Below are 20,411 nucleotides of genomic sequence, written 5' to 3'. Positions count from 1 at the left end.
TTGCTATTAGATGGTATATTAGTAAAAAGGTTGCGTCTAAAATATTATTTTTTTTATAAATAAGTTAAATTTTTAACGATACTCTTGTTTTTTGAGGGATTGTATGCTATTTAAAAAAGAATTTAATAGCCGAAATAAAAGCGATAAAGGCAATAAAAGCAATAAGCATCCAGTAGCTTCCTGCGTAAAATCGCTTGTGTAATTTTAAGTCTTTTCTATAGGTATATGCAATAATGATTGCAAAAACGATAAAAAATAAAACACCGAAAATGATTTGACCTTTACTGAACATATGATATTTTTATGCAAATTTACGCATTTAACATGCATTTACTACCCAAATATAAAATCACATTATGAAAAATAAAATAGAAGCTGTAAAGGCGTTTCATACGGCCTTTAAAATTGGGCATTTAGAATCGCCAAAAGCAGATTTAGGTCAGGCTAAAAATAAGCTAAGATATAATCTAATGAAGGAGGAAAATGATGAGTATTTAGAAGCCGCTCAAAACAATGATCTTGTTGAGGTTGCCGATGCCCTAGGTGATATGCTTTATATTTTATGCGGAACCATTATTGAACATGGTATGCAGCATAAAATAGAAGAAGTTTTTGATGAAATTCAGCGCAGTAATATGAGTAAATTAGGAGAAGGAGGTGAGCCTATTTATCGAGAAGATGGTAAAGTTCTAAAAGGCCCTAATTATTTTAAACCTAATATCAAATCTATTTTAGAACAGTAATTTATTGGAATTTTAAATAAAAAAAAAGGTCTATTTCTAGACCATTTTTTTGTGTTATTACTTAACCTCATAGCGCCATCCAAATGGGTCTTCAGCTTTATTAGTTTGTATATCTGTAATACGCTTTTTCAAAAAGCTAGCGTAGGTATTGTCAATCTTTTCTATCTCATAATCTTCACCCTTATAACCAAATCCAGAAATAGGAGAAATTACAGCAGCGGTTCCTGCTCCAAACATTTCCTTAAGCGAACCATTTTTGGCAGCTTCAACCACTTCAGCTACGGTAAGTTTTCTAACTTCCACAGGAATGTTTTCAGATTCTGCTAACTCAATAATACTTTTACGGGTAATACCGTCTAGAATTCTATCGCTAGTAGGGCCAGTAATTAAAGTGTCGTTAATACGAACAAAAATGTTCATAGCCCCTGCTTCTTCAATATATTCGTGTGTATTATCGTCTGTCCAAATAACTTGTTGATAGCCTTTTTCTATAGCCAATTGCGTAGGGTAGAACTGTCCGGCATAATTACCACCAGCTTTTGCAAAACCAACACCACCATTAGCAGAACGCGAATACTTTTCTTCAATTAAAACCTTAACATCACCAGAAAAATAAGATCCTGAAGGTGCTGTACAAATAATAAATTTATATTCATCGGCAGGAGAAGCGTGGAATCCATTACCAGAAGCAAAAATAAAAGGTCTTATATACAAAGAACTTCCTTCGTTGGAAGGAATCCAATCTTTATCAACTTCCAATAAGGCTTTTAAACCATCCATAAAATAGTTTTCAGGAAGCTCAGGAATCGCCAAACGTTTTGATGAGATATTGATACGCTTAAAGTTATCTAGAGGTCTAAATAACCAGACTTTTTCATGAGCGTCTTTGTAGGCTTTCATACCTTCAAAAACTGATTGCCCGTAATGGAAAATTTTAGCAGAAGGATCTAAAGTAATACCTTGATAAGGAACTACTTTAGGAGCTTGCCATTTTCCATCTTTATAGTCACATTCAAGCATGTGATCAGAAAAAACATGTCCGAATTTTAAATTGTTAAAATCTACATCATTTATTTTTGTAGTTTCCGATTTTATAATCTCAATATCGTTGATTATAGCACTCATAGTCTCGTGTTTTTATGAGACAAATTTAAACAAATTCGTCTTTAAAAAATGCTATATTTACAACAAATCATGGATTCAATTATTTTTTTTGAGGCCAATTGATAAAAAAACCACTTTTTACTAGAAATTCTTAATTTGAAACGAGAAATTATAATTACTTCCGATGGTTCTTCAACCATTCATATTCCAGAATGGAATGAGCAATATCATTCAAAACATGGTGCCATTCAGGAGGCTTATCATGTATTTATAAAACATGGTCTTGAGTATGTTTTAGACAAATCGTTAACTTCTACAAAAGGTAAAAATATTGCCATTTTAGAGATTGGCTTCGGTACGGGATTAAATACACTGATTACCTTAGTAGAGGCTGAAAAAAAACAAGTTCCAATTGAATATTGTGGTGTAGAGGCTTATCCTATTTCAGATGAAGAAGTTAAGCATCTCAATTACGTTTCTGAATTACATATTGAAGAGAGATCAGACCTTTTTGAAGCCATTCATAACTCTAGTTGGGAAGAAAAACATAAGATTCAAGAGGGTTTTTCATTAACGAAACAAAAAAAGTTCTTTAAAGATATTACAGATTCTAACTTGTACGACCTCATATATTTTGATGCGTTCGGAGCGCGTGTTCAACCTGAATTGTGGACGGAAGCCATTTTCTCAATCATGTTTAATGCTTTAAAAGAGGGCGGTATTTTAGTTACCTATGCAGCCAAAGGTAGTGTGCGTCGTGCTATGCAAGCCGTTGGGTTTTTAGTAGAAAAGTTGCCTGGCCCTCCGGGAAAACGAGAAATGCTTCGAGGGGAGAAGTTGAAAGTGAAAAGTGAAAAGTGAAAAGTGAAAAGTGAAAAGTGAAAAGTGAAAAGTGAAAAGTGAAAAGTGAAAAGTGAAAAGTGAAAAGTGAAAAGTGAAAAGTGAAAAGAAGCTCCTTATAACACCCAAAATGTTAAATGGAATTTTTAAATTGACTATTGACTATTGACTATTGACTATTGACTATTAAACAATATTGTTAAACCTAATATAAATACAGGTCATTAGGTAGGGCCATTTTGTAATTTTGTAAAAAAAATAGAAGATGCGCGTTTTAATTACAGGGGCTACAGGTTTAATTGGTCAGGAAGTAGTAAAACTTTGTCACCAACAAGGTATAAAAGTAAGTTACCTTACAACGCGTAAATCTCAAATTTCTAAAGAAGAAAACTATAAAGGCTTTTATTGGAACCCTAAAACCTTGGATATAGATACCAATTGTTTTACCGATGTCGATACGATCATTCATTTAGCGGCAGCTCCCATTTCAAAACGTTGGACACCTTGTTACAAAAGGGAAATCTTAAAAAGTAGAACCGAAAGCACTAAATTATTAGTTAATAATTTAAAAGGAGAATCACATCACATTAAACAGGTTATATCTGCTAGCGCCATAGGAGTTTACCCAGATTCCATTACAAATTATTATGATGAAAATTATAAAACAAAACCAACATCATTTTTAAGTAAAGTGGTTTGTGCTTGGGAGCATGAGGTCGATGCTTTTAAAACTTTAGGGATAACGGTTTCTAAAATAAGAATTGGTTTGGTACTTTCTGATAAAGGTGGTGCTTTGCAAGAATTGGTGAAACCAGTAAATTACGGATTAGGAGCAGCTTTTGGTACTGGGAAACAATGGCAGTCGTGGATTCACGTTCACGATCTGGCTCAATTGTTTTTATATGTTTTAAAATATAGGTTGGAAGGTGTTTATAATGCTGTTTCGCCTAATCCTGTCACAAATAATGACTTGGTTAAGACCATTGCATCCATTCAGGAAAAACCATTATTTCTTCCTAATATCCCAAAAGCAGTCATGAAATTAGTTTTAGGGAAAATGCACACCATCTTGTATGAGAGTCAGCGTGTAAGTTCTAAAAAGATTGAGGATAAAGGCTTTTACTTTAAATTTCATCATTTAGAACCAGCATTATCCGATTTGTTATAAAATAAAAAAGCTACTCCCTGAAAAAAGAGTAGCTTTTTAGATTTATAGGGGAGTTTATCCAAAATTTTGTGTTTTTGAAAAATAATTTCAAAATTCATAGGTTAAAATAATATAGATTATAACCTGTTTGGAAAACAAATATACAATTGATTGTAAATTTGGCCCCATTTAAATCGTGTTTTCTTCCATTTTTTGCTGATGCTTTGAGCTGCTAAATATATGGATTTCAGTGCTGCATCATCATGAGGAAAGACTTTTTTGTTGCGTGTATATTTTCTTAAACTGGCATTAAAACTCTCAATGATATTGGTAGTATATATAAGTTTTCTAATCTCTTTTGGGTAGTTTAAAAACGCGGTCAAATTATCCCAATTGTTTTCCCAAGACTGTACGGCAGAGAGGTATTTATCTTCCCAATTTTGTTTAAAGACTTCGAAAGCCTCTAAAGCGAATTTCTCATTATCGGCTTGATAAATAGCTTTAATATCGACCATTATTGATTTACGGTCCTTATAGCTCACATATTTTAAAGAGTTTCTAATTTGATGTACGATACATATTTGACGTATACTACCTGGAAAAATAGCTTCTACAGCTTTATCTAATCCAGAGAGGTTATCCGAACACAGAAAGAAGATATCTTTTACGCCTCTAGAGCGCAGATCGTCTAAAATGGACATCCAAGCAGCTGCCTTTTCTGTCTCCACAATACTCATGCTCAAAATATCTTGTTGCCCTTCGGTATTCACCCCTAAAACTATCATACAGGCTTTAGATATTACCTTGCCTTCTTGACGTATTTTATAATGAATAGCATCTATCCAGACAATGGGATATACGTCTTCTAAAGGTCTATTCTGCCATTGTTTGATGTCTTCCAATAATTGATTGGTGATAATGGATACCTGTGATGTGGAATACTGCACTCCATAGGTACTTTCAATAAAATCAATAATATCGCTATTGCTCATACCTTTGGCGTAAAGCAGTTGAATACAATCTTCTAATTCTTGACTAATCGATTGATGTTTGGGGACAATAACAGGCTCAAAGCTCGCTTGACGATCTCTGGGGATTTTGATGCGTTGTTCGCCGTTATGAGTCTTGATAGTTTTCTCTGAGAAACCATTGCGCTGGTTGTTCTCAATTACAGAACCTCCTTTTTGAAACCCTAAGTGGGCAGTCATTTCTGCTTTTAAAAGTGATTCAATACCACGTTTAAGCAACTGTTCCTTGACCTGGTCAAAGTCCTCCTTGTTGCTGATTTTGCCGATCAAGGCGTCTAATTGTTTTTCTAAGTCTGAGTTCATAAAATAAAAATTTAAAAGTAAATTTTTTGCCTATGAATTTCAAAATCATTTTTAAACTAACTAACAGCAAAAACACAAAATAGTTTACAGTCCCAACTAGCCATTAATTATACACCGTGTTGTAAACCGGCATTTTAGATTGTTATAAATTCTCTAAAGTTAGTTCTATCAACTATTTCTTCATTTGCATTATATTCACTTACGAACGTTTTTGGTAATCTTATTTTTTTCTTCGCATTCCACTTAAATTCAAATCCGGTAATAATTCCATTATTTTCTTCAACTAAATCGACTTCTTGTTGCTGCTTTGTTCTCCAAAAATACATTTTGGTATAGGTGTTTTTGTAAGTATTTTGTTTATGTCTTTCTGATATCAAAAAATTCTCCCACAATGCGCCTGTATCTTGTCTAAGATTTAATGAATTGAAGTTTCCTAAAACCATATTTCTAACTCCATTATCATAGAAATAAATTTTCTTATTTTTTTTAATTTCATTCCTTAAATTTCTACTAAAACTGTCTAATTTAAATACTACGTATCCTTTTTGCAGTATGTCAATATAATTTGAAACAGTATTTTTATCGACACCAACAATTTGAGCGAGTTCATTGTAGTTTACTTCACTTCCCAGTTGTAAAGCAAGAGCTTGAACAAGTCTTTCTAAAACTTCAGGTTTTCTAATATTAGAATAAGCTAGTATATCTCTGTATAAATAACTGTTTACTAATTGTTTTAGAATTTCTTGTTCCTCGCCAGGATTATTTAAAACATCAGGATAGAAGCCATATAACATTCGGTTCTCGACTTGCTGTTCAGAAACAAGATATCCATGTTTGTTTTCAAGTTCCTCCCAACATATAGGAAATAATTCGTATTCCCATTTTCGACCCGTAAGTGGCTCATTAAGTTCTCTAGATAAATCAAAAGAGGATGATCCGCTTACCAATAGTTGAACATCTTTAAATTGATCTGTTATTATTTTTAGTGTTAATCCAATTCCAGGTATTCTCTGAGCTTCATCTATAAATATAATTTTATTAGAACCTATGATGCTTTTAATCTGTTCTGTGTTAGGATTACTTAAGATGCTTCTAACTGTTGGGTCATCAGCATCTAGGAAAAGGTGTTTTTTATCGTTTATTAATTTTCTAATTAAAGTTGTCTTTCCTACTTGTCTAGGGCCAATTAAAATGATAGCTTTTCCTTTACCTATTTTTTTCTCAATTTTATCTGATAATATTCTTTCATACATAACTTAAGCTTTGTTCAAATATATGAATAATAAAACATATTCACTAATAGTTATGTTTTTTAGTGAATTAAAATTGTATTTAGTAGAGTTTTTGCTTGTTTACAATGTGATTGTATATGAAAAGTAGCAGAATAAAGATACTCTTACTTTCATATTTTCAATAAAAAAAGTAGCTAAGCACAAACTTTGTAAATTGCACTTAGCTGCTATTTTTTATATATCGTGTTAGCAAAAGTGTTTACTCACAATTACTATTACAATTTACTGCGTTTTTGTAATCTTCTGCTGTGAAAGTAAATGATTCGTCAACGCCTTGATAAGCACAAATATTAATGGGGTTTCTATCTTCTCCATTACAGTTTTTAGAGTTAAAACTTTGGTGTTTAGTATTATCATAAATTACTCTAATAGAGTCTGTAACACTTCTACCACTTGGTTTTCCAAAAAAATCACTAAAATTATATCCTTTAGGAGGTGATCCATCTTCAAATTTTTTTGTCAACTCCTCGTTGTTTTGAAGTGTTATAGTATGAATTACTTCTCCAGGAGTCATACTATTACTATTAAAAGCATATATTTTTACTGGTACTCCACTTTTATTTTTGACCGTGTAAGTATAGGTTTCACCATCACTTAAATCTGTACAGGAAGCAAAAAATAAAATAATAACTAAATAAATAAATGTTCTCATATTACCAATTATTAAAAAGTTCGTCAATGTATTTGTTCGTTGGATTAGAAGGATTTTGTTGTTTGATATGTTCTTTCCATTCATTCCAACTATTGGTGTTGCTTAAACTATTTTCTATTTGTTTTATATTATAGCCTGACACTCTATCTTGAGGATATCCACTTCCATAGATTCTTTGATTGAAATTATCAATTAAGTCATAACCAACAGAAGTATAGTATGGTTGATAAATGGTGCCAAGACGTTGTCTGTTTTGATAATAATAAAAAAAACTAGAATGGCTTAAATAACTCTTTTATCTCAAATTAGTCAATACAATCTCTACAGTAGTAGCCCAAGTTTCCATAACACGTCTAGCATCTGCACCTGTAGGTCCAGGGTGGTCGCAACTTTCAGATGATGGTGTACATGGGCTTATCCAACCTTTCCAAGTTAGGTCTATATAAGCATCTCTATCAATATTTTTGTGTGAAGCATGTGCGAGTTCGTGAATAGTGGTACCATACACTAGATGAGAAGGGTCTCCCCAAGCCTTTAAAGAGATGTCTGAACCACCATAAAGCTTACGTGCTTCAGCATGTGAGGATTTTCCGTTAGCTTCCCGTGCTTTAATTGTAATTCTCCCTAAACCTCCTGTGTTAGAAGGTTTTCTTAATCCGTAATTATGTCTATAAAAATAGTCATGAGCAGCTAAAAAAATAGTTGCATAATACGCTTGTTTATCATCTTTAAGATTTAAATCCCAATTCCCTCGTTTTTTAGGGCCGTTGTATGTTGCACCATTAAGCAAACCGTCTTGTAGTGCAAAATAATGACGATCCCAATCGATACTGTAGTTGGCATCTCGTCTAAAACGACCATCGCAAGAATAACTACCGTCTGCTTTAACAAAGCCTCTGTGGGTCGTAAACCACCTTCTAGCTCTTACTTGAACGCCTTCAACACCAACAAATGTATTTTGTACATCATCCCATACTTTGATTTTACCTGCTGGTCTCCATTTGCTTGCCGAAACTTTTGAGCTTTTGTTATGTAATGCCATATCTAAATTATTGGTAATTCTTAAAGCTTCATCTACTAAGGAGTCAATCAAATCAGAAGAATATAACTTACCACTTGTTTTACCTTCTGTGCTATCAACGTTATCTTCATCAGGGATGAATAGATTAGCAATTAGCTCATATTCTACACCTTTAGGTAGTTTTTTATCAACAGGAATGGCACAATATTGGTAAGTTGGTTGGTCATCAGAAACTTCTGGGTCTCTATAATAGTAACCGATCTCAGTGATTTCATAATCTAGAGGATAATCATATAATACAAGGGTTGAATCTATTGCCAAAATATTGAGTTCTTCTTGATTTTTTGGTTTAAATCTTAGGTATAAATGTGTTGTAGTTATTTCAATGTCTTTAATAGAAGATAATTTTGAAGATGCATTTGACTTTTTTAGATTGTCTAATGCTTTTTTCATGTTTTCTACCGAATAAGGGTTTTCCTTTTTTTGCCAAGCTTAATTAAGCCCTCTGTTGATGCTTGTTTCATTGTTAGGGGAGTAATATCATCATCTTTTTGACACGAATAATTTAGTATTATGATTACAATAAATAATATTAATTTTCTCATTTTGTAGTTTATATTTCCTACAAATATAAAAGTTTTATTGTATAGTTAATAATCGACGTTATTATTTTTCCTACTTTTTTGCTAACGTGTTTGTATATGAGCCGTTGCGTGGTTTGGCACGAAACTTTGCAAGTACAAAACCAAGTTGGAAAATCCACGAGGATTTTCCAAAGTAGAACAGACCAAGCAATGGCTTATATACGGTGTTGGCAGTAGTTTTTTTATTAATTTCCAGCTCCAGCAACTGTCGCAATTATCTGAAGTACAATTCCTAATCCAATTCCCCATAATGCAGCGTGACAAGCCATTTTCGCTTTGTTTGGACTGTCACTTTTATTACTAAAGTAAATAATTGCTCCTGCTAATGGAATACAAAAAGATAAAACTTGTAATCCAGTACTTAATTTGTCGTTTGGATTTTCTTTTGGGTTCAGTTGTTCTGACATAGTTTAAAATTTAATTGATTAGTGTTAATATTTGGTTTCCTATATAAATTCCGATTATTGATACTAAAGACATTGTTCCAATTCCACTTAATAATCCAGTTATGAATCTTCTTGTATTATTACTCTCAATGTTAAAATATGCTTGAATAGTTCCGTCAATATATGTTGGAATAATTATTAAGATAGACCACAAAAGAGGGATTTTTATAAAGCCAAAAATAAAAAAAGGTAAAATACAATAACCTAAATTTATTCCTGTACATCTTGAACAAAGAGGGAATTGCTTGCCTTTCCAAAAGAAAGACCTTTCTGGTTTTTGGTGGCAAAAACTAAAATGTAAATTCGCTCCTTTAATTTTTATGTCTTTAATTCTTTTCATTGATTATTTATTGCCTAAAGCAAAAATTACTGCCAAAATCAAACCTACAAATACTCCTAAAACAGAAATACCACAAACTTGACTTGATTTTTTGTTATAGCCTTCGGCTCTATATTTAACAAACATAAATAAACCTACAATCGAGCCGACAACTGTGAAATTAGCAATAAATATCCAAGCTTTATCTTCAAATGCTAATTCAGTATTTTTCTTAATATTTGAAACTCTGCTTTTTTCAGCTTCTTCTTTTTTCTTTTGTTCCTGTTTTCGTTCTGTTTGTCTTTGGTTTGAATATGATGTATCTGTGTTTTTATATGTTGATTGTGATTGGCTATAATTTTCTTTTTGTTTGTTAGAAAAAAAAGAGTCATAAATCCTATCGTAATCGCTTTTCTTTTGCGAGTTTATTAAAACCTCATAAGATTCTTGTATTTCTTTGAAACGTTCTTCAAAATATTTGTCTCCATTATTTTTGTCAGGATGAAATTTTACTGCTAATTTTTTATAAGCTTGTTTAATTTCTTTATTATCTGCGTTTCTGTTTATCCCTAAAATCTGGTAATGATTTTTTATCATATTAAATTGGGAATTTTAATGAATTTGAAACTCGAAAAAAAACTGAACGCATATCATAAATGTCTTCTGGTTTACAGGTTGTTGTTAAAGTATAGATAACTCCATTTTTTATAAACATATAATTATTATAATACAAGGGTTCTTTGTCAATTACTTCTTTTGCAGTATAAGACATAAAGAAGCCTTTTGTGTTGTCAACAAAAACATTTCCTTTTTTTATAATTTTCATTTCAGAATACGGCATCATATTTATCCAAAAGTCATCAGATAATGACATCATATCATCGATTGAACCTTTCTCGTTTTTTGGTAATTTTTTTACGACAAGAACGATAGAATAACCCTTGTTGTTTACATACTTCAAATCAACATTTTTACCTACAATTTCTTCTTGACTATAACCTTTAGGTATTTCTATGGAATAAGAATACTTTGGACTTTTATGATAGAGTTCAAAAGAATTTATGAAAGTTGAGAATAAAGTATCTATTTCATTTTTGTTGGCAGTAATATTAAAAGTATATGCAAAACCATTACTTACAAAAATTGCTTGTTTATTAAATATATTACCAGTTGGTATTGTGTATTCTAATGCTTTAAAACCATAAATGTAAGGCTCTGAATATTCTATATTATTTGCATTAAGTTCCTTTTTATAGGTGTCTAAAAATTTAATTGAAAATAACCGTTTTTCTATGTCAGTTTTAAGTTCACTCAATTCGCCTTTTAGGTCTTTGATGGAAAAAGAATAAATTGATTCGTTGCTTTCTGAACTACAGCGATATGTGTAATAATTTTCTTGAGCATTGCTAAAATCCTTTTGTAATTTACAAGGCGATTCTATTTTGAAATAATAGTCAGAGAAAAATTGTTTGTTATCCTTTTCTTCAATCGAATTAGTGATTTCGGTTTTCTGTTCTTTCTCTTTGTCATTTCTACAAGAAAAAAACATTAAAGAAATTATAAAGAAGTATTTTATTTTCATATTAGTTGCAATATTCGTAAAAAATTGATTTTACATTCTGATTTCCTTCTTCAATAGCTTTTTTTAAATCTTCACATCCATCTTCTCCAATACTTAATTTGGCGATACCTCGATTCCCAAGAGCCATTCCTGTAAATTCTGTTTGGTAGTTGTCAAATTTAATTGTCATAGTAAAATCATAGATTGCTGTAGAGTATTTTTCCAGCATTAAATATGCAAAACCTCTATTATTATATGCTTTATAATAATCTGGACGAAATTCAATTGCTTTTGTATAATCAGCTATTGCTCCATTAAAATTGTCTAATTTTCTTTTATTTAAAGCACGATTATAATAAGCCTCCGATAATTGAAATTTATCTTCAATTGGATATGTATTTATTGCTAATGTGTAATTTTCAATTGCTTTGTTTATATTATTATTTGCTGATTGTTTTAATCCTTCATTATAGTATAAAACGGCTTGGTCGTGTTTTTTTAAATAATCCCTCATATTTGTTTTCATACCATTATCTTCAATTGAATTAATAATGTCAAGAAATTCTTTTTGGTCATATTTAAACTCATCAGCATACGTATAACATAAGATTTGAAGTGTAGCACTTTTGCCAACATAAAAACCAACCATTGCTATAAGATTGCCTTTAACATTTAAGTTTAAATCGTATGTGAAAATTAGTAGTTGTTTTCCTTTATCATAGTAGGTTTTTCCAATTTGAAGTTCCATTTTTACTTTATCTGTTTCTAAACTTTCTAAAACCTTATTGACACCAAATTTGTCCGTATAGAATTCCCTTAATTTTTCAATCTCATTTTCGTTGGTAGTTGTTGCATAGAAGTTTTTAAATAGAATATATGGATAGTCCATATCAGCATTTCCAATTTTTTGAAAACAAGCATCATATTGAATATTCCCTTTATATTCCATATAAGTTTTAATGAATTTTGTTTTTTCTTGTAAAACTTCTTTTGGTAATCTTTTCCAAGTCTTGTCGAATTTTACATTGAACCCAAGAGGGTTTTTATATATTGTTTGGCTTTGAGCCAAATATATTGTACATAGAAAAAGTAGTGTAAATAATGTTTTCATTTATTCGGTTAAAAATATAGTTTTAATGTAAATTCCTTCAGTATTAAATATTCGCCAATCTCCTCGATGATTAATTACTAAATACAATATAAGTTCATCTTTTAAGTCATATATGCCAAATGTTCTTTTATCCAACATTTTTAAGTAAGTAGTATCATTCCCATACTCATCTTCTACATAGATTCTATCAGGATATTTAATTTTTGGATTTACGTATGGTTCATTGTAAGTTTTTGGTGAATAGGTGTAATCAGTATAATAAAGTGTATTATAGTTGTTGTCCCGATTTATCCAGCCAGGTTTTCCTGTATATGGATTTGTGTTACCTACTGTTGAAAAATTATCATTTCTTGTACTATTTGGTGCTGTTCTGTAATGTGGTTGAACATATGTCCCATTTTTTTTATAATAGCCTTTAACTTTAACGTGATTGGAATTGGTCTGCGCAATTGAAGATAGGCAAAAGAATATTGCCAAAAAAAGAGTAATATTATTTTCTTAAATCGTGCTTTCAATTTTCGAATCTTGTGTTTTTATTAGTTATCTCGATGCTGCATTCAAGGTTCTAACGCAACAAACGTTGCTTTTTTTTGTATGAGTCTAAGCTACAATTTTTAGTTCTTTTATCATAACTTCATTAGGGGTTTTAAATCCAATAATTTTACGAGGTCTATTGTTTAATTTTTCTTGAATTTCGATGAATGTATTTAAGTCAATTTTGTTAAAATCTGTTCCTTTTGGGAGGTACCTTCTGATGAGTCCGTTAGTGTTTTCATTGGTACCTCTTTCCCAAGAAGAATAGGGGTGTGCAAAGTAAATTTTCATACCTGTTTTCTTGGTAATTGTTTCGTGTCTTGCCATTTCAATTCCATTATCGTAGGTCATAGATTTTTTGAATATGGGATCTAGTTTGTTAAGTTCTTTAGAAAACATTTTAGCAATTTCCTTAGAGTTCCTGGCTTTTAGTTTGATAATTAATGTATATCTAGATTTGCGTTCTACGATAGTTCCAATAGCCGATTTTTGATCCTTCCCAATCATTAAATCTCCTTCCCAGTGTCCGATTTCATTTCTTAGGTTAATATGCTCGGGCCTTAGGTCTATACTGACTTGGTTTAATATTTTAGATCCTGTTCTGCGTCTTTTTTTAGAGGGTCTACGTCTTGTTTTTTTGCGTACGAGGAGTTTAATTAGTTTTTTATTTAAACTAGCTTGAGGCTTTGCATATATGTACCTATAAATTGATTCGTGAGAAATAGACATTATAGGATCATTTGGGAATTCTTCTTTTAGTCTTCCAGCAATTTGTTCAGGAGTCCATTGTGATAATAAGCCCCTATAGACATAAATTCGAAGTCTAGGGTACTTAGATATTTTATCAATATTTCTTTTGTTTAGGTAATCATCTTTGGCGCACCAATGAGCTAGTTCTGCTGAGTATTTATCTCTATCTGTTTGCACCCATTTATTAACTTCTCTTGTAACCGTAGATCGAGCTCTGTTAATGGTTATAGCGATGTATGATTTATTCTTTTTTTCAGTTAAAAGAGTCTCAATCTGTATTCTTTCTTTAAGGGTAAGTCTACCTGTTTTTTTTCGTACCATAATTACAAATCTATTAATTTAGATTTGTTGCGTTAAGTTCTTGAATACGGAGATTTTTCTTTAAATTACTGCCAACGGTCTCGTGTATAATTAGTGGCGTTATTTAGCACGGAAGATAACAAATAAAAACCGAATAGAAAATCCGCAGGATTTTCGTAAGCTAGCTCGACCTAGCCATTAATTATACACCTTGTTGTTTACAGTGCAATTTATTTAACATTATATATTTAAACAACTTTAGAATTAAATCTTTTTTAAACGTCTTGCTTTACCGTACAGTTTTTATTTCGCTGCTCAGTAGGGTAGAATTGAGTAGTTTTAAGTGTCTGCTTTACGTTTTGTTTTGCCATGCAGCTATCAGTCCGCCGTACTGCTTGCGAATTGTTATGTGTCCGAAACCGTATGTGTGAGAAAAATTCCGATTTAATGTGTTTTGTTATGCCATGCAGCTTATCAATCCGTCGTTCTGCTTGCGAATTGTTATGTGTCCGAAACCGCAAGAGTGAGTAAATTCCGATTATTTACGTTCTGTTTTGCCGCAAAGTTTATCAGTCCGCCGTCCCGATTGCGAATTGTTAAGTGTCCAAAATCGGCTGAGTGATTTATCCGAAATATTATGAGTTTTTAGACTTAAACCACAATATTTTTTTTGGTAAAATTGAGTTATAGTTCTGTTTTGGAAACGTCGCGAAGCATTGTAAACAACGGTGTCGTGTATAATTAGTGGCGTAATTTAGCACGGAAGATAACAAATAAAAACCGAATAGAAAATCCGCAGGATTTTCGTAAGCAAGCTCGACCTAGCCGTTAATTATACACCTTGTTGTTTACAGTGCAATTTATTTAACATTATATATTTAAACAACTTTAGAATTAAATCTTTTTTAAACGTCTTCCTTTACCGTACAGTTTTTTAGTTGGCTGTTGAGAATAGTAGAATTAAGTATTTTAAGTGTCTGCTTTACGTTTTGTTTTGCCATGCAGCTTATCAGTCCGTCGTCTTGCTTGCGAATTGTTATATGTCCGAAATCGCAAGAGTGATAATTAAGTGTCTGCTTTACGTTTTGTTTTGCCATGCAGCTTATCAGTCCGTCGTCTTGCTTGCGAATTGTTATATGTCCGAAATCGCAAGAGTGATAATTAAGTGTCTGCTTTACGTTTTGTTTTGCCATGCAGCTTATCAGTCCGTCGTCCAGATTGCGAATTGTTATGTGTCCGAAACCGTATGAGTGAGAAAAATTCTGATTTATTCCGTTCTGATTTACCACACAGTTTATCAGTCCGCCGTCCCGATTACGAATCGTTATGTGTCCGAAATCGACTGAGTGATTTTACAGAAATATTATGAGTTTTTACATTTAAACCACAATATTTTTTGCGTAAAATTTAGTTGGAGTTGTGTTTTGGAAACGTCGCGCAGCATTGTAAACAACGGTTTTGTGTATGATTAGTGGCGTGTTTCAGCACCGAATTTAGTAAAAAAATCCGAATAGAATATTCCGCAGGAATATTCGTAAGTAGACTGAAACCAGCCATTAATTATACACGTTGTTGGCAACAGTTTTTTTAATTCAGATTATAGTTTTTCACTCAAATCTTGTCTGCCGACAATTGCCATTATTTCTACAATGTCCTCATTTACTTTAAAATAAATGCTATCAACTCCACAAACACAACGTCTGTAATCTTTTTTAATATAGTCAACCGATTCAAATGAAAAGGGTCTTTGTGCAATAATTTCAAAATATTTAAAAAATGATTCAAAGTATTTGTCCGCTTGAGTCATTCCAAATTTTTTTACACCGTAATGATGAATCCGTATCAAGTCATTTTTAGCTTCATTGCTTAATCTATATTTAGTCATTAAGTAAAGACTTTGATTGAGCTAAAATTTCATTTTTACTTTCACTTGTAAACCCGCTATTTTCGGCTTTCTCCAATTTAGCGCGAATCCAGTTAATTTCAACTTGTTGTTTTCGGGCTTGTCTAATTAAGTCATTTATTAATTCACTCTTACTTGAATACTCTTTTTTATCCACTTGAGTTTTTAGCCATTCATCGTTTGGCTTAGTGAATGATATACTTTGTCTTGCCATAATTCAATTATTTGATGTAAATATACACCAAATCCGAATCATCTCCAAATTGTTGCCAACGTTTATGTATATGGAAAGTTGCGTGTTTGCGTGCGAGGAATTTCTGAAGCAAATTCAGACGTAGCAAACGTGCAACGACCTTTGTTTAAGCCCAACAACAGCAATTTTTTATATACTTTGTTGTGTGTAGTTTTATTCTTTCATTACTTTTATATAAGCCCTTTCTCCGTTTACACCTAACAATTCTATAAAATAAATTCCAGCTGGTTGGTCAATTTCAAATTGAAAAAATGAAGATTGATTAATTTTTTTCAACCAAATAATCTGCCCAAGAGAATTATACAATTTAGCTTCAAATGATTTTTGAGTATTTCCAAAACTGATAGTGATTTCTTGGCTAAATGGATTAGGATAAGCTTTAATATCAGTTGAAAACAAATTTTTAATAATATTTAATATATAACAACCGCTTGTAATATTAGGCACACAGCTATATCCATCAGTAGTATTAGCTGTCCAACCACTACAAGGTGGTAAAGTGCTGTCTTCTGTATTATACGCTAATAAAAAAACACCGGTTGTGGATACTCCCGTACACTCGCTTACAAGCCAAAAACAACCTTCATTTCCACTTATCCATTCCCATCTTGTACCATTCCATCTAATAATATATCCTCTAGTAGCAGAAGTTACAGGATTACAGTCATTTTCTGTAGGAAAATCAGAACAATTAACATACGAAGACGAAGTGTAACTAGCCTTGCCATTATACATTTCATAGTAAGTGTATTCAGTAAATGCATTAGATGAATACACATAGTTAGAGCAATCACCGCCACTATTTCCGATAGTTATAGGGACTTGTGCTAAAATTGTGTTTAGTGTAAAAACAGATAAGCTAAAGTAGAGCAATAGAAATTTCATAAAGTTTTGTATTTGGTTAGATTAATTTTGTTCGTAAACAATATAATTTAAAAAGTAAAAATAATTTTTTTTCGATGTTTAATTGATTTAAAAGCAAGTATTATTAATCATTCTAATTTTCATCTTTTAGAGTTATCTAAATGGAGTAAGATTGATTGCTGCATTCAAGGTTCTAACGCAACAAACGTTGCTTTTTTTTGTATGAGTCTAAGCTACAATTTTTAGTTCTTTTATCATAACTTCATTAGGGGTTTTAAATCCAATAATTTTACGAGGTCTATTGTTTAATTTTTCTTGAATTTCGATGAATGTATTTAAGTCAATTTTGTTAAAATCTGTTCCTTTTGGGAGGTACCTTCTGATGAGTCCGTTAGTGTTTTCATTGGTACCTCTTTCCCAAGAAGAATAGGGGTGTGCAAAGTAAATTTTCATACCTGTTTTCTTGGTAATTGTTTCGTGTCTTGCCATTTCAATTCCATTATCGTAGGTCATAGATTTTTTGAATATGGGATCTAGTTTGTTAAGTTCTTTAGAAAACATTTTAGCAATTTCCTTAGAGTTCCTGGCTTTTAGTTTGATAATTAATGTATATCTAGATTTGCGTTCTACGATAGTTCCAATAGCCGATTTTTGATCCTTCCCAATCATTAAATCTCCTTCCCAGTGTCCGATTTCATTTCTTAGGTTAATATGCTCGGGCCTTAGGTCTATACTGACTTGGTTTAATATTTTAGATCCTGTTCTGCGTCTTTTTTTAGAGGGTCTACGTCTTGTTTTTTTGCGTACGAGGAGTTTAATTAGTTTTTTATTTAAACTAGCTTGAGGCTTTGCATATATGTACCTATAAATTGATTCGTGAGAAATAGACATTATAGGATCATTTGGGAATTCTTCTTTTAGTCTTCCAGCAATTTGTTCAGGAGTCCATTGTGATAATAAGCCCCTATAGACATAAATTCGAAGTCTAGGGTACTTAGATATTTTATCAATATTTCTTTTGTTTAGGTAATCATCTTTGGCGCACCAATGAGCTAGTTCTGCTGAGTATTTATCTCTATCTGTTTGCACCCATTTATTAACTTCTCTTGTAACCGTAGATCGAGCTCTGTTAATGGTTATAGCGATGTATGATTTATTCTTTTTTTCAGTTAAAAGAGTCTCAATCTGTATTCTTTCTTTAAGGGTAAGTCTACCTGTTTTTTTTCGTACCATAATTACAAATCTATTAATTTAGATTTGTTGCGTTAAGTTCTTGAATACGGAATTTTAGGTCAGAATTACACACAACGGTGTCGTGTATAATTAGTGGCGTAATTTAGCACGGAAGATAACAAATAAAAACCGAATAGAAAATCCGCAGGATTTTCGTAAGCAAGCTCGACCTAGCCGTTAATTATACACCTTGTTGTTTACAGTGCAATTTATTTAACATTATATATTTAAACAACTTTAGAATTAAATCTTTTTTAAACGTCTTCCTTTACCGTACAGTTTTTTAGTTGGCTGTTGAGAATAGTAGAATTAAGTATTTTAAGTGTCTGCTTTACGTTTTGTTTTGCCATGCAGCTTATCAGTCCGTCGTCTTGCTTGCGAATTGTTATATGTCCGAAATCGCAAGAGTGATAATTAAGTGTCTGCCTTACGTTTTGTTTTGCCATGCAGCTTATCAGTCCGTCGTCTTGCTTGCGAATTGTTATATGTCCGAAATCGCAAGAGTGATAATTAAGTGTCTGCTTTACGTTTTGTTTTGCCATGCAGCTTATCAGTCCGTCGTCTTGCTTGCGAATTGTTATATGTCCGAAATCGCAAGAGTGATAATTAAGTGTCTGCTTTACGTTTTGTTTTGCCATGCAGCTTATCAGTCCGTCGTCCAGATTGCGAATTGTTATGTGTCCGAAACCGTATGAGTGAGAAAAATTCTGATTTATTCCGTTCTGATTTACCACACAGTTTATCAGTCCGCCGTCCCGATTACGAATCGTTATGTGTCCGAAATCGACTGAGTGATTTTACAGAAATATTATGAGTTTTTACATTTAAACCACAATATTTTTTGCGTAAAATTTAGTTGGAGTTGTGTTTTGGAAACGTCGCGCAGCATTGTAAACAACGGTGTCGTGTATAATTAGTGGCGTAATTTAGCACGGAAGATAACAAATAAAAACCGAATAGAAAATCCGCGGGATTTTCGTAAGCAAGCTCGACCTAGCCGTTAATTATACACCTTGTTGTTTACAGTGCAATTTATTTAACATTATATATTTAAACAACTTTAGAATTAAATCTTTTTTAAACGTCTTCCTTTACCGTACAGTTTTTTAGTTGGCTGTTGAGAATAGTAGAATTAAGTATTTTAAGTGTCTGCTTTACGTTTTGTTTTGCCATGCAGCTTATCAGTCCGTCGTCTTGCTTGCGAATTGTTATATGTCCGAAATCGCAAGAGTGATAATTAAGTGTCTGCTTTACGTTTTGTTTTGCCATGCAGCTTATCAGTCCGTCGTCTTGCTTGCGAATTGTTATATGTCCGAAATCGCAAGAGTGATAATTAAGTGTCTGCTTTACGTTTTGTTTTGCCATGCAGCTTATCAGTCCGTCGTCTTGCTTGCGAATTGTTATATGTCCGAAATCGCAAGAGTGATAATTAAGTGTCTGCTTTACGTTTTGTTTTGCCATGCAGCTTATCAGTCCGTCGTCCAGATTGCGAATTGTTATGTGTCCGAAATCGCAAGAGTGATAATTAAGTGTCTGCTTTACGTTTTGTTTTGCCATGCAGCTTATCAGTCCGTCGTCCAGATTGCGAATTGTTATGTGTCCGAAACCGTATGAGTGAGAAAAATTCTGATTTATTCCGTTCTGATTTACCACACAGTTTATCAGTCCGCCGTCCCGATTACGAATCGTTATGTGTCCGAAATCGACTGAGTGATTTTACAGAAATATTATGAGTTTTTACATTTAAACCACAATATTTTTTGCGTAAAATTTAGTTGGAGTTGTGTTTTGGAAACGTCGCGCAGCATTGTAAACAACGTTTATGTGTAAGGAACGTTGCGGTTTTGTGTGCGAGGATTTTCCGCAGGAAAATCAGAGTTAGCAAAAAAGCAACAACCTTTCGGTTTAACTAAAATAAGCAATGTTTTTTACACGGTGTTGGCAATAGTTTTTTTTTGACTCAATTATGCTAATGAGTTTCCTAAACCCGAAATTACATGAATTATAACACAAGTAATTGCAAATATTTTACCAAAATTATTTTTTGAAAAAAGAGAAATTAGTCCAGCAACAATTGCTGGAATTAGTAATGCTCCTAATAATGAAGCTAAAAAATCAGACAGACGATTTGTGCTAAATCCATAAATTATTATTACATAAATGATTGCACTTATTAAGCCTAATATATATCCAGTTTTGTTTGTCATATTTAAATTTGTTCTAAATATTATTGTGTCGAGTTAATTATGTCATTTAATTTTTTTTCATCTTTTAAAAAATATAGATTTAAATATAGCTTGTCATAATAATCAGGATTTACATCATAAAACATTTTTGGTATAACCCGTTGTGCATTATGATTT

At 32.1% G+C, this 20,411-nt stretch carries 21 protein-coding genes; 3 read left to right on the top strand and 18 right to left on the bottom strand.

Translation table 11 applies throughout. The features are described from left to right. Positions 1 to 106 precede the first annotated feature (106 nt). On the bottom strand, positions 107 to 292 hold the full coding sequence (locus C1A40_RS16365) for a hypothetical protein (RefSeq protein WP_102996829.1): 186 nt from the start codon (positions 290 to 292) through the stop codon (positions 107 to 109). 64 nt (positions 293 to 356) lie between these two features. On the opposite strand from C1A40_RS16365, the gene C1A40_RS16360 reads away from it, so the two are divergent. Next, a complete protein-coding gene (locus tag C1A40_RS16360) occupies positions 357 to 743 on the top strand; it encodes a pyrophosphohydrolase domain-containing protein (RefSeq protein WP_102996828.1) in 387 nt (128 codons plus the stop codon). A gap of 57 nt (positions 744 to 800) precedes the next feature. Here the strand turns inward: C1A40_RS16360 and C1A40_RS16355 are convergent, their stop codons facing one another. Next, a complete protein-coding gene (locus tag C1A40_RS16355; protein WP_102996827.1) occupies positions 801 to 1,868 on the bottom strand; it encodes a branched-chain amino acid aminotransferase in 1,068 nt (355 codons plus the stop codon). A 135-nt stretch (positions 1,869 to 2,003) separates the two neighbouring features. Between C1A40_RS16355 and mnmC2 the strand changes: the two genes are divergently transcribed. Further along, on the top strand, positions 2,004 to 2,708 hold the full coding sequence (gene mnmC2 / locus C1A40_RS16350; RefSeq protein WP_102996826.1) for a tRNA (5-methylaminomethyl-2-thiouridine)(34)-methyltransferase MnmC2: 705 nt from the start codon (positions 2,004 to 2,006) through the stop codon (positions 2,706 to 2,708). A 244-nt stretch (positions 2,709 to 2,952) separates the two neighbouring features. Then, complete coding sequence (locus tag C1A40_RS16340; RefSeq protein WP_102996824.1) at positions 2,953 to 3,855, top strand: TIGR01777 family oxidoreductase; 903 nt, start codon at positions 2,953 to 2,955, stop codon at positions 3,853 to 3,855. 116 nt (positions 3,856 to 3,971) lie between these two features. Here C1A40_RS16340 and C1A40_RS16335 read toward each other — a convergent pair whose 3' ends face one another. From C1A40_RS16335 to C1A40_RS16245, 16 genes are all read right to left on the bottom strand, one after another. Further along, the gene (locus tag C1A40_RS16335; protein WP_102994202.1) at positions 3,972 to 5,165 is read right to left on the bottom strand and encodes an IS256 family transposase; all 1,194 of its coding nucleotides are present in this window, start codon (positions 5,163 to 5,165) and stop codon (positions 3,972 to 3,974) included. 134 nt (positions 5,166 to 5,299) lie between these two features. Then, positions 5,300 to 6,418, bottom strand: coding sequence for an ATP-binding protein (locus tag C1A40_RS16330; protein ID WP_102996823.1), 1,119 nt, complete (start codon positions 6,416 to 6,418; stop codon positions 5,300 to 5,302). A 238-nt stretch (positions 6,419 to 6,656) separates the two neighbouring features. Beyond that, positions 6,657 to 7,109 carry a hypothetical protein gene (locus tag C1A40_RS16325; RefSeq protein WP_102996822.1) on the bottom strand — a complete coding sequence of 151 codons (453 nt, stop codon included), beginning with the start codon at positions 7,107 to 7,109 and terminating at the stop codon, positions 6,657 to 6,659. Positions 7,110 to 7,404: 295 nt separating this feature from the next. Then, positions 7,405 to 8,583 carry a hypothetical protein gene (locus C1A40_RS16320; RefSeq protein ID WP_102996821.1) on the bottom strand — a complete coding sequence of 393 codons (1,179 nt, stop codon included), beginning with the start codon at positions 8,581 to 8,583 and terminating at the stop codon, positions 7,405 to 7,407. A gap of 376 nt (positions 8,584 to 8,959) precedes the next feature. Further along, a complete protein-coding gene (locus C1A40_RS16315; RefSeq protein WP_102996820.1) occupies positions 8,960 to 9,181 on the bottom strand; it encodes a hypothetical protein in 222 nt (73 codons plus the stop codon). 10 nt (positions 9,182 to 9,191) lie between these two features. After that, positions 9,192 to 9,560, bottom strand: coding sequence for a DUF2085 domain-containing protein (locus tag C1A40_RS16310; RefSeq protein WP_102996819.1), 369 nt, complete (start codon positions 9,558 to 9,560; stop codon positions 9,192 to 9,194). A 3-nt stretch (positions 9,561 to 9,563) separates the two neighbouring features. Next, a complete protein-coding gene (locus C1A40_RS16305) occupies positions 9,564 to 10,136 on the bottom strand; it encodes a DnaJ domain-containing protein (RefSeq protein ID WP_102996818.1) in 573 nt (190 codons plus the stop codon). A gap of 1 nt (position 10,137) precedes the next feature. Further along, a complete protein-coding gene (locus C1A40_RS16300; RefSeq protein ID WP_102996817.1) occupies positions 10,138 to 11,121 on the bottom strand; it encodes a hypothetical protein in 984 nt (327 codons plus the stop codon). Between the two features lies 1 nt (position 11,122). Further along, positions 11,123 to 12,211 (bottom strand): tetratricopeptide repeat protein, encoded by a 1,089-nt coding sequence (locus C1A40_RS16295; RefSeq protein ID WP_102996816.1) that lies wholly within the window; start codon positions 12,209 to 12,211, stop codon positions 11,123 to 11,125. Then, positions 12,212 to 12,688 carry a hypothetical protein gene (locus C1A40_RS16290; RefSeq protein WP_102996815.1) on the bottom strand — a complete coding sequence of 159 codons (477 nt, stop codon included), beginning with the start codon at positions 12,686 to 12,688 and terminating at the stop codon, positions 12,212 to 12,214. A gap of 123 nt (positions 12,689 to 12,811) precedes the next feature. Then, positions 12,812 to 13,816 (bottom strand): IS30 family transposase, encoded by a 1,005-nt coding sequence (locus C1A40_RS16285; RefSeq protein ID WP_102994224.1) that lies wholly within the window; start codon positions 13,814 to 13,816, stop codon positions 12,812 to 12,814. A 1,576-nt stretch (positions 13,817 to 15,392) separates the two neighbouring features. Next, positions 15,393 to 15,680, bottom strand: coding sequence for a type II toxin-antitoxin system RelE/ParE family toxin (locus C1A40_RS16275; RefSeq protein ID WP_102996813.1), 288 nt, complete (start codon positions 15,678 to 15,680; stop codon positions 15,393 to 15,395). Beyond that, positions 15,673 to 15,912 (bottom strand): ribbon-helix-helix domain-containing protein, encoded by a 240-nt coding sequence (locus C1A40_RS16270; protein WP_102996812.1) that lies wholly within the window; start codon positions 15,910 to 15,912, stop codon positions 15,673 to 15,675. The genes C1A40_RS16275 and C1A40_RS16270 overlap by 8 nt, the downstream gene beginning before the upstream one ends. Positions 15,913 to 16,104: 192 nt before the next feature. After that, positions 16,105 to 16,836 (bottom strand): T9SS type A sorting domain-containing protein, encoded by a 732-nt coding sequence (locus C1A40_RS16265; RefSeq protein WP_102996811.1) that lies wholly within the window; start codon positions 16,834 to 16,836, stop codon positions 16,105 to 16,107. Positions 16,837 to 17,043: 207 nt separating this feature from the next. Then, entirely contained in the window at positions 17,044 to 18,048 is a 1,005-nt protein-coding gene (locus tag C1A40_RS16260) for an IS30 family transposase (RefSeq protein WP_102994224.1), read from the bottom strand. A gap of 1,964 nt (positions 18,049 to 20,012) precedes the next feature. Next, the gene (locus tag C1A40_RS16245; RefSeq protein ID WP_102996808.1) at positions 20,013 to 20,255 is read right to left on the bottom strand and encodes a hypothetical protein; all 243 of its coding nucleotides are present in this window, start codon (positions 20,253 to 20,255) and stop codon (positions 20,013 to 20,015) included. Between the last annotated feature and the right edge of the window lie 156 nt (positions 20,256 to 20,411).

The sequence above is a fragment of the Tamlana carrageenivorans genome, from assembly GCF_002893765.1.
In the GTDB taxonomy this organism is placed as follows: domain Bacteria; phylum Bacteroidota; class Bacteroidia; order Flavobacteriales; family Flavobacteriaceae; genus Pseudotamlana; species Pseudotamlana carrageenivorans.
This window is presented reverse-complemented; position numbering and strand designations above follow the sequence as displayed.

Bases quoted from the DNA above. Each gene is read 5' to 3' on its own strand.
- C1A40_RS16365 (WP_102996829.1), bottom strand. From the start codon at position 292: ATGTTCAGTAAAGGTCAAATCATTTTCGGTGTTTTATTTTTTATCGTT.
- C1A40_RS16360 (WP_102996828.1), top strand. From the start codon at position 357: ATGAAAAATAAAATAGAAGCTGTAAAGGCGTTTCATACGGCCTTTAAA.
- C1A40_RS16355 (WP_102996827.1), bottom strand. From the start codon at position 1,868: ATGAGTGCTATAATCAACGATATTGAGATTATAAAATCGGAAACTACA.
- C1A40_RS16340 (WP_102996824.1), top strand. From the start codon at position 2,953: ATGCGCGTTTTAATTACAGGGGCTACAGGTTTAATTGGTCAGGAAGTA.
- C1A40_RS16335 (WP_102994202.1), bottom strand. From the start codon at position 5,165: ATGAACTCAGACTTAGAAAAACAATTAGACGCCTTGATCGGCAAAATC.
- C1A40_RS16330 (WP_102996823.1), bottom strand. From the start codon at position 6,418: ATGTATGAAAGAATATTATCAGATAAAATTGAGAAAAAAATAGGTAAA.
- C1A40_RS16325 (WP_102996822.1), bottom strand. From the start codon at position 7,109: ATGAGAACATTTATTTATTTAGTTATTATTTTATTTTTTGCTTCCTGT.
- C1A40_RS16320 (WP_102996821.1), bottom strand. From the start codon at position 8,583: ATGAAAAAAGCATTAGACAATCTAAAAAAGTCAAATGCATCTTCAAAA.
- C1A40_RS16315 (WP_102996820.1), bottom strand. From the start codon at position 9,181: ATGTCAGAACAACTGAACCCAAAAGAAAATCCAAACGACAAATTAAGT.
- C1A40_RS16310 (WP_102996819.1), bottom strand. From the start codon at position 9,560: ATGAAAAGAATTAAAGACATAAAAATTAAAGGAGCGAATTTACATTTT.
- C1A40_RS16305 (WP_102996818.1), bottom strand. From the start codon at position 10,136: ATGATAAAAAATCATTACCAGATTTTAGGGATAAACAGAAACGCAGAT.
- C1A40_RS16300 (WP_102996817.1), bottom strand. From the start codon at position 11,121: ATGAAAATAAAATACTTCTTTATAATTTCTTTAATGTTTTTTTCTTGT.
- C1A40_RS16295 (WP_102996816.1), bottom strand. From the start codon at position 12,211: ATGAAAACATTATTTACACTACTTTTTCTATGTACAATATATTTGGCT.
- C1A40_RS16285 (WP_102994224.1), bottom strand. From the start codon at position 13,816: ATGGTACGAAAAAAAACAGGTAGACTTACCCTTAAAGAAAGAATACAG.
- C1A40_RS16275 (WP_102996813.1), bottom strand. From the start codon at position 15,680: ATGACTAAATATAGATTAAGCAATGAAGCTAAAAATGACTTGATACGG.
- C1A40_RS16270 (WP_102996812.1), bottom strand. From the start codon at position 15,912: ATGGCAAGACAAAGTATATCATTCACTAAGCCAAACGATGAATGGCTA.
- C1A40_RS16265 (WP_102996811.1), bottom strand. From the start codon at position 16,836: ATGAAATTTCTATTGCTCTACTTTAGCTTATCTGTTTTTACACTAAAC.
- C1A40_RS16260 (WP_102994224.1), bottom strand. From the start codon at position 18,048: ATGGTACGAAAAAAAACAGGTAGACTTACCCTTAAAGAAAGAATACAG.
- C1A40_RS16245 (WP_102996808.1), bottom strand. From the start codon at position 20,255: ATGACAAACAAAACTGGATATATATTAGGCTTAATAAGTGCAATCATT.